Annotated in this window: 8 protein-coding genes; 3 read left to right on the top strand and 5 right to left on the bottom strand. The window is 62.3% G+C overall.

Features of this window, described 5'->3' with window-relative positions; translation table 11 throughout:
• Positions 1-86 precede the first annotated feature (86 nt).
• The 3 genes from M0D66_RS35900 to lptF are packed head-to-tail and all read right to left on the bottom strand — an operon-like array spanning position 87 to position 2,722.
• Positions 87-461: a sirohydrochlorin chelatase gene (locus M0D66_RS35900; protein ID WP_093636188.1), complete on the bottom strand. Its 375-nt coding sequence runs from the start codon at positions 459-461 to the stop codon at positions 87-89.
• A gap of 11 nt (positions 462-472) precedes the next feature.
• Positions 473-1,621 carry an LPS export ABC transporter permease LptG gene (gene lptG / locus M0D66_RS35895; protein ID WP_054035129.1) on the bottom strand — a complete coding sequence of 383 codons (1,149 nt, stop codon included), beginning with the start codon at positions 1,619-1,621 and terminating at the stop codon, positions 473-475.
• Between the two features lie 3 nt (positions 1,622-1,624).
• Entirely contained in the window at positions 1,625-2,722 is a 1,098-nt protein-coding gene (lptF, locus tag M0D66_RS35890) for an LPS export ABC transporter permease LptF (RefSeq protein WP_093636190.1), read from the bottom strand.
• Positions 2,723-2,859: 137 nt separating this feature from the next.
• Between lptF and M0D66_RS35885 the strand changes: the two genes are divergently transcribed.
• The 3 genes from M0D66_RS35885 (at position 2,860) to M0D66_RS35875 (ending at position 5,648) form a co-directional block, all read left to right on the top strand.
• Complete coding sequence (locus M0D66_RS35885; RefSeq protein ID WP_266212738.1) at positions 2,860-4,386, top strand: leucyl aminopeptidase; 1,527 nt, start codon at positions 2,860-2,862, stop codon at positions 4,384-4,386.
• 52 nt (positions 4,387-4,438) lie between these two features.
• On the top strand, positions 4,439-4,855 hold the full coding sequence (locus M0D66_RS35880) for a DNA polymerase III subunit chi (protein WP_093636194.1): 417 nt from the start codon (positions 4,439-4,441) through the stop codon (positions 4,853-4,855).
• 106 nt (positions 4,856-4,961) lie between these two features.
• Positions 4,962-5,648 carry a DUF2486 family protein gene (locus M0D66_RS35875; protein ID WP_211703044.1) on the top strand — a complete coding sequence of 229 codons (687 nt, stop codon included), beginning with the start codon at positions 4,962-4,964 and terminating at the stop codon, positions 5,646-5,648.
• Between the two features lie 83 nt (positions 5,649-5,731).
• Here M0D66_RS35875 and M0D66_RS35870 read toward each other — a convergent pair whose 3' ends face one another.
• Positions 5,732-6,073 carry a c-type cytochrome gene (locus M0D66_RS35870; protein WP_266212737.1) on the bottom strand — a complete coding sequence of 114 codons (342 nt, stop codon included), beginning with the start codon at positions 6,071-6,073 and terminating at the stop codon, positions 5,732-5,734.
• A 195-nt stretch (positions 6,074-6,268) separates the two neighbouring features.
• Positions 6,269-7,942: a dihydroxy-acid dehydratase gene (gene ilvD, locus M0D66_RS35865; RefSeq protein ID WP_200564325.1), complete on the bottom strand. Its 1,674-nt coding sequence runs from the start codon at positions 7,940-7,942 to the stop codon at positions 6,269-6,271.
• Between the last annotated feature and the right edge of the window lie 144 nt (positions 7,943-8,086).

Raw genomic sequence — 8,086 nt, 5'->3', positions numbered from 1 at the left:
AACAATTCAAGGAAAGGCACCAAAGCCAGAACAAGGAAAGGCCAAAACCCTAAGAGCACGGACAAAAGCGCCGCACAGGCAAAAAATCAACCCTGCCGAAGGCAATACCCAGCAACAGCATCCAACACCCCTTCATCCTCGCCAACGGCAACAGCACACCGAATCTCGACAGCCGGATACACCCCCCGACACCTCTCAATCACCTCCGGCAGATCCCTCCGCACATGCCCACCTTGCCCAAAAAACACAGGCACAACAGTCACAACAGAGCACCCGTCGGAGACAAGATCCCCAACAGCAGTAGGCAAATCCGGCTCCATCAACTCAAGAAAAGCCAACAAAACCGCCCCTGCATCAGCGCCGCGCGCAGCGCGAACCTTCTCAGCGAGCCTCTCAAACGGCTCCCGCCACCGCACATCCCTCGCGCCATGCGCAAACAAAACAAGTCCATGCGTAGCCATGACAAAGGCCCCTAATGGCGATCAACCCACTTCAACCCGACCAGCCCGAGCACGAGATAAACCAGCCCAGGCGTAGCCGCAGTCAACGGCGCAGGCCACGTATTCAACGTGCCGATATGCGAGAACAGCGTATTGAACAACTGGAAACTCATCCCCAGCATAATCCCGCCGAAAACCTTCACCCCCACCACGCCGGCGCGCGTATGCAGATACGCAAACGGCAACGACAACACCAGCATCACGAACACCGCAAACGGATACAGCAGCTTGCGCCACAGCGCAATTTCATACCGCTGCGTGTCCTGATGATTCTCGGTCAAATGCTGGATGTAGCGGAACAGGTTGAACATCGACATCCGGTCCGGCGACACCAACAGCACCGACAAGATCTGCGGCGTCAGTTCCGAACGCAGCGAATACGCCGGCAACGCCACCTGCTTTGCACGGTACACCGGATTCAATGCATCTGCCGGCGTGCCCGCAGGAGGGGGGACGTCGATCAGTTGCGTGTCCGTCACATCAGTCAGTTGCCAGTGACCCGGCGGCTGGTACGTGCCGCTCTTCGCGATCCGCACGTTAGAGAGACGGAACTGCGAATCGAATTCGTAGATGCGCACGTTGCTGATCGTCGCGTCCGGCTTCAATTCGCCGACGTTGACGAAGCGCGTCACCTGCTCGCCGTCCGCGCGCGCCGTGAGCGTGTCCTTCACCCACACGCCCGACTCGAAGTTGCTCGATACCGACGACCCCAACGCCTCGAGCCGCACGCGTTCCGACAACTGATCCGTGTACGGACCGACCACTTCGCCGATCAGGTAAGTCAGGAACACCAGCGGAATGCCGATCTTCATGAGCGAGCGCAGCGCCTGATTGGTGGCGAGGCCGGACACGCGGAAAATCGTGTACTCGGAATTCGCCGCCATCTGCGCGAACACGTAGATCGCGCTGATCAACGCAGCAACCGGAATGATTTCGTAGAACCGCGACGGCGTTTGCAGCGCGACGCGCAGCACCGCGTACTGGAACTTGTAGTTGCCGTGGCCGACGGAATTCAGTTCGTTGATCAGGTCGAAGAAGAAGAACAGACCCGAAAACGCAAACAGAATGAAGATGAACGTGAGATAGATCTGACGCGCGAAGTACCTTTCATAGATGCGCATCGGTCAGCTCCCCTGCGAACGGCTGAACATCGCCCGCGTGAATAGCGGCCGGTTGCGCACGCGCAGCCAGAAGATGAACGCGACGATCACCGCCACGACAACGTGCAGGCCCACCAGTCCAGCCGCGAACGACATCCTGCCTTGCTCGATCCACGACTGCACGACGTTCAACAGATTGGAATACGTCAGATAGATCAGGACGGCCATCACCAGGTTGATCGTGCGGCTGCGCCGCGGGTTCTGGTGCGCAAGCGGAATCGCCAGCAGCATCAGGTTGATCGCGATCAGCGGCAACCCCGCGCGCCAGGCAAATTCGGCGAGATTTTCATCGGTGGGGTTACGCAGGAGCGTGAGCGTGGGCAAGCTGGTGGTAGTGGGCGTATTGACGACCGGCTGGCTCTGGATCTTCAGGCCGTAGCGTTCGAATTCCATGATGCGGAAATCAGGGTGGCCCGGTTCGCCGTCATAGCGGCGGCCGTTTTCCAGCACGACAAAGCGGTCGCCGTTCTTATGAGTTTCGGTGTGGCCGGTTTTCGACACGACCACGTTGACCTTGCCGTTCTCCGTACTGGTCACGAAGACGTTCTCGACACGCGCCTGGTCGGGCGACATCTTCTCGATGAAGAACACGCGGTGGTTGGTGGCCGACTCGCGGAATTGACCCGGCGCGAGCAGCGAGACTTCGTCGCGCTGCTGGAAACGCGCGCGCAGCAGCTTGTTCTGTTGGTTCGACCACGGCCAGCCGACGAACACGAAGAACATGATGAGGATGATGATCGGTGTGGAAAAAATGGCGATCGGCTTGATGAATTGCGTCAGGCTGACCCCGGAGGACAGCCACACGACCATCTCGGAGTCTTTGTACCAGCGTGTCAGCACGAACAGGATCGACACGAACAGGGTCGCGACGAGCATGATCGCCAGGTAGCCGATCACAGTCAGGCCGATCAGGACCAGCACGTCGCGCGGGTCGATCTCGCCTGAGGCCGCGAGGCCGACGATGCGGATCATCATCGTCGTCAGCACGAGCGTGAGGAGAACCATGAACACGGCACCAGCCGTATACGCGAGTTCGCGCTGGAGGGAGCGTTCGAAGATCATTATTGATGATGAGGTGGGGCGCTCTCGGTGACGTACGGATTGGTTCCCGTCACGCCTCCGGTGCAGCCGCCGCGGGAAAAATAGCGGATAATTGCGGCTTTCATCCTAAGCCCAGATTTTATCCGAGGACAAGCGCGATGGACTTTAGCATAAAAGCCTGTGATTGGACCAAAGGCTCGTCAAACGGTTTCCTGACCGGGAAATCCGATTGCATCGTAATCGGCGTGTTCGAGTCGCAAACGCTCTCGGGCGCTGCGCTGGAGATCGACGCGGCCACCAAGGGCCTCCTGACCCGCGTCATCAAGGCCGGCGACATGGACGGCAAGGCCGGCACCACCCTGTTCCTGCATGAAGTCTCAGGCATCGGCGCTTCGCGCGTGCTGCTGGTCGGCCTTGGCAAGCAGGATGCTTTCGGCCAGAAAGCCTACGGCGAAGCCGTGCGGGCCGCCTGGCGAGCACTGCTCGGCACCAAGATCGTCCAGGTTACGTTCACGCTCGCCCAGCTGCCAATCCTCGAGCGCTCGGTCGATTGGGGCGTGCGCGCCGCGATCCTCGCGCTGCGCGAGTTGAGCTACCGCTTCACGCAGATGAAGAGCAAGCCGGACAACGCGCCGCGCGCCCTGAAGCGCATCGTGTTCAGCGTCAACACCGGCGACGAGAAGGCCGCCAAGCTCGCGGCCAAGCAGGGCGCAGCGCTCGCCAATGGCATGGATCTGACGCGCGACCTCGGCAACCTGCCGAGCAACGTCTGCACGCCGACCTATCTTGCCAACACCGCGAAGAAGCTCGCCAAAGACTGGAAGCTGAAAGTCGAAGTGCTCGGCGAAAAGCAGTGCGAAGCCCTGAAGATGGGCTCGTTCCTGTCGGTCACGGCCGGCTCGGTCGAACCGGCCCAGTTCATCGTGCTGCAGTACCAGGGCGGCGCCGCGAAAGCCGCGCCGGTGGTGCTGGTCGGCAAGGGCGTCACGTTCGATACCGGCGGCATTTCGCTGAAGCCGGGCGAAGGCATGGACGAAATGAAGTACGACATGTGCGGCGCCGGTTCGGTGCTGGGCACGTTGCGCGCCGTCGCCGAAATGGGCTTGAAAATCAACGTGGTCGGCATCATCCCGGCCGTCGAGAACATGCCGTCGGCCACCGCCACCAAGCCGGGCGACATCGTCACCAGCATGAAGGGCCTGACGATCGAAGTGCTGAACACGGACGCCGAAGGCCGGCTCATCCTGTGCGACGCGCTGACCTATGCCGAGCGTTTCAAGCCGGCGGCGGTGATCGACATCGCCACGCTCACCGGCGCCTGCATCATCGCGCTGGGTCACCACAACAGCGGCCTGTTCTCGAAAGACGACGCGCTGGCGGGCGAGCTGCTCGATGCCTCGCGTGAAGCCTCCGACCCGGCCTGGCGCCTGCCGCTCGACGACGAGTATCAGGATCAGCTCAAGTCGAATTTCGCGGATCTGGCGAACATCGGCGGCCGTCCGGCGGGCAGCGTGACGGCGGCGTGCTTCCTGTCGCGCTTCACTGACGCGTATCCGTGGGCCCATCTGGACATCGCCGGCACAGCGTGGAAGAGCGGCGCGGCGAAGGGCGCCACCGGCCGCCCGGTGCCTTTGCTCGCGCAGTTCCTGATCGATAGGGCCGCGGACGGTCGCGCTGCACAATGACGCATTGCAGTAAGGTTGCAGGCATTGCTGTAGACGCAAAGCGGAGCCGCCGATGACGAGAATCGATTTTCACTCGAACGTCGGCGATTCGCTGCTGTATGCGTGCCGCCTGATCCGCAAGGCGTATCAGGCGGGCCAGCCGACTATCGTGCTGGCCGAGCCCGCGCGTCTGCGAGCTTTCGACGAGCAGTTGTGGACCTTCTCACCCCTCGACTTCGTGCCGCACTGCATGGCGGGCACGGCGCTTGCCGCGCAAACGCCAATCGTGCTGGCCTCGAACCTCGATGATGTGCCGCATCATCAGGTGCTGCTCAATCTCGGCGCCACGGTGCCGGCGCAATTCGCCCGCTTCGAAAGATTGCTGGAAGTGGTCGGTAACGCACACGACGAACTCGCGGCTGGCCGCGAACGCTATCGTTTCTATCGCGATCGCGGCTATGCTTTGAACAACTACAAGCAAGGCAGTTAGGCCCCCAGCCGGGTCCTATTTCGCCCGCGTCGCGTGATGTTTTTGTCGGATGGATTCGACGCGCGCGCGGCCTGCCTCGGCTTGGACTCAAACACGGAGAGCGCGCGTGTCCGATCCTAACGATAGTTCGATCCCGGTTTTGAACGAGATTCTCGTGCCGGGCAATCCCGCCCAGGCGCGCCAGGCGGAGGGCGGCGCAGCGGCGCCGGCTACCCAGCCAGTGTCCGATCCCGCCACTGCGCAAGAACCGGTCCTTACGCCGGAACCCACACACGAGCCTGAGCCGGTGCCTGCGCCTGCGCCAGAATCCCAGCATGCGCCAAAGGAGCCGACGCTCGCGCCGGAGCCCGCGCACGTGTCGGAGGAAGCGCATCCGGCCGAGCACCACGCCCACCCGAAAAAGCGTTCGAGGGCACACCACGCTTCCGATCACCGGCACGGGCATGAGCCGGCCATGGCGCCGTCAGCAGGCGTCTTCGATCGGGCTGAACCGCATGCGCCGATCGAGGCGGGTACGATCGTACCGCCGGATATCGCTTATGAAACGCAGCCGCAACCGAATCTCGATGCCGATGTCATCGCTGAACGTCTGCGTGGACGGTTCGCGGGTTTTCTGACGGGAGATGGGCGCGGCATCATCGAAGCGCGTTGCCGCGATGCGTTGCAGGATCACACCTCCTGGCTCGTCAACCAGATCACACGCGAAGTCGCGTTGGCGCTGGAGACCGAATTGACCGGTTGGGTCAGGGAAGCGGTCGATCAGGAGATCGCGCGGCGCTCGGGCAGCGCGTGATCGTGGCCGAGGGCGCGCCGTTATCCGGGCGCGCTCACCGCTTTCATCAAGCGGTGTTCATTTGAGTCTTCGTTTAAGTGTGATTATTTGAGCGTCAGCACCCAGCTCGCCAGCGTAGCCGCCTGATCGGGCGTGAGTTGCGTATTCGCGGGCATCGGCACCGCGCCCCACACGCCCGTGCTGCCATCCAGAATCTTGTGCTTCAGATAGGTGGCGGCATCTTCGCGGCCGGCATATTTCGAGGCGACGTCATGCAGCGCCGGTCCCATGAATGGACGCGTCACCGAGTGGCAGCTCATGCAGTTTTCTTGCTGAGCCAGCGCGAGGGCGGCGGGCACCTCCGCGTGCGCCGCCGGACTGCCGGCGCCTAACATAGCGCTCAGCACGCTGGCCGTTGCGAGCGCTGCATACGACATTGATTTCATTCTGGTCTCCGTCGGTGCAGGTGCCCGACTCGTGGTCCACGCATTATAAAAGGAAAGGGGCGCACGGTTTCCCGTGCGCCCCTTTGCGCTTTTTCGTAACTGACGCAGCCGATATGGCGTTGAGCGATGCTACGCGTTAGCCCCGGCGAATCGAGGTGAATCGAGGCGGATCAGCGTAGTGTGCTCAATGCCCGCTTAGCCCGTCACTGCGCCCTTGTTGGCCGGCAGCGCCAACGCGGAGTACTTCGCCAGCACGCCACGCGTGTAGCGCGGCTTCGGTTGCTGCCATGCAGCGCGGCGGCGTTCCAGTTCGGCGTCGTCGATGTTCAACTGCAGAAGCAGCTTGTGCGCGTCGATCGTGATCGAGTCGCCTTCCTGCACGAACGCGATCGTGCCGCCCACGAACGCTTCCGGCGCCACGTGACCGACCACCATCCCCCACGTGCCGCCCGAGAAGCGGCCGTCGGTGATCAGGCCCACGCTTTCGCCGAGTCCCTTACCGATGATTGCGGACGTAGGCGCGAGCATTTCCGGCATGCCGGGGCCGCCCTTCGGGCCGAGGTAGCGCAGCACGACCACGTCGCCGGCGACGATCTTGTCGGCCAGAATCGCTTCCAGCGCGCTTTGCTCGTCGTCGAACACGCGGGCCGGACCCGTGATGACCGGGTTCTTCAGACCGGTGATCTTGGCGACGGCGCCGTCGACGGCCAGGTTGCCCTTCAGGATCGCCAGATGGCCTTCCTTGTACAGCGCCTGCTCGATCGGGAAAATCACCTGCTGATCGGCGCGCGGCTTGCTCGGCACGTCCTTCAGCTCTTCGGCGATCGTCTTGCCGGTGATCGTGATGCAATCGCCGTGCAACAGGCCCGCGTCGAGCAGGATCTTCATGACTTGCGGAATGCCGCCGGCCTTATGCAGATCGGTCGCCACGAACTGGCCCGACGGCTTCAGGTTGCAGATCACCGGCACCTTCTTGCGCATGCGCTCGAAGTCTTCGATGGTCCATTCCACTTCAGCCGCGTGGGCGATGGCGAGGAAGTGCAGCACGGCGTTGGTCGAGCCGCCCGTCGCCATCAGCACGGCCACGGCGTTTTCGATCGCCTTCTTCGTGACGATGTCGCGCGGCTTCAGATCCTTCTTGACCGCTTCGACCAGCACGCGTGCCGATTCGGCTGCCGAGTCGACCTTTTCCTGGTCCGGATTGGCCATCGTCGACGAATAAAACAGCGACATGCCCAGCGCTTCGAACGACGAGCTCATCGTGTTGGCGGTGTACATGCCGCCGCACGAACCCGTAGACGGGCACGCGTTCTTTTCGACCCCTTCAAAATCTTCTTGCGACATGCGGCCGGCCGTGAACTCGCCCACGGCTTCGAACGAGGACACGATGGTCAGGTCGGTGCCCTTCCAGTTGCCCGGACGGATCGTGCCGCCATACACGTAGATGCTCGGCACGTTGGTGCGCAGCATGCCGATCATGCCGCCCGGCATGTTCTTGTCGCAGCCGCCGATCACCACCACGCCGTCCATCCACTGGCCTTGCACGCACGTCTCGATGCAGTCGGAGATGACTTCGCGCGACACGAGCGAGTACTTCATGCCTTCGGTGCCCATCGACATGCCGTCCGAAATCGTCGGCGTGCCGAAGATCTGCGGATTCGCGTCGGCGCCCTTGACCGCGGCGACGGCCGCGTCGGCCAGTCGCTGCAGGCCGGCGTTACACGGCGTGATGGTCGAGTGGCCGTTGGCGATGCCGATCATCGGCTTGTCGAAGTCGGCCTTTTCGTAGCCGAGTGCGTAGTACATCGAGCGGTTCGGTGAGCGCGCCACGCCTTGCGTGATGTTCTTCGAACGACGGTTGTATGCCATGGGGAACTCCAATCTGTTTTGTTTTGATCCGTGCTGCGTGTGCGGGACTCAGGTGCTGCCGCAGAGGCTTGCGCTGACGCTGCCAATGCGTTACCGGCGGCGTCGGCCGATACGGCGGTTCTGGTCAGTTCAGTTTAGTTCCGA

This window comes from Paraburkholderia sp. SECH2, assembly GCF_030464795.1.
Classification (GTDB): domain Bacteria; phylum Pseudomonadota; class Gammaproteobacteria; order Burkholderiales; family Burkholderiaceae; genus Paraburkholderia; species Paraburkholderia aspalathi.
Note: the sequence above shows the minus strand (reverse complement) of the source record. Positions and strands in the feature narration are given on the sequence as shown.

Coding starts and splice junctions, on each gene's coding strand:
- M0D66_RS35900 (WP_093636188.1), bottom strand. CDS start 461: ATGGCTACGCATGGACTTGTTTTGTTTGCGCATGGCGCGAGGGATGTG.
- lptG (WP_054035129.1), bottom strand. CDS start 1,621: ATGCGCATCTATGAAAGGTACTTCGCGCGTCAGATCTATCTCACGTTC.
- lptF (WP_093636190.1), bottom strand. CDS start 2,722: ATGATCTTCGAACGCTCCCTCCAGCGCGAACTCGCGTATACGGCTGGT.
- M0D66_RS35885 (WP_266212738.1), top strand. CDS start 2,860: ATGGACTTTAGCATAAAAGCCTGTGATTGGACCAAAGGCTCGTCAAAC.
- M0D66_RS35880 (WP_093636194.1), top strand. CDS start 4,439: ATGACGAGAATCGATTTTCACTCGAACGTCGGCGATTCGCTGCTGTAT.
- M0D66_RS35870 (WP_266212737.1), bottom strand. CDS start 6,073: ATGAAATCAATGTCGTATGCAGCGCTCGCAACGGCCAGCGTGCTGAGC.
- ilvD (WP_200564325.1), bottom strand. CDS start 7,942: ATGGCATACAACCGTCGTTCGAAGAACATCACGCAAGGCGTGGCGCGC.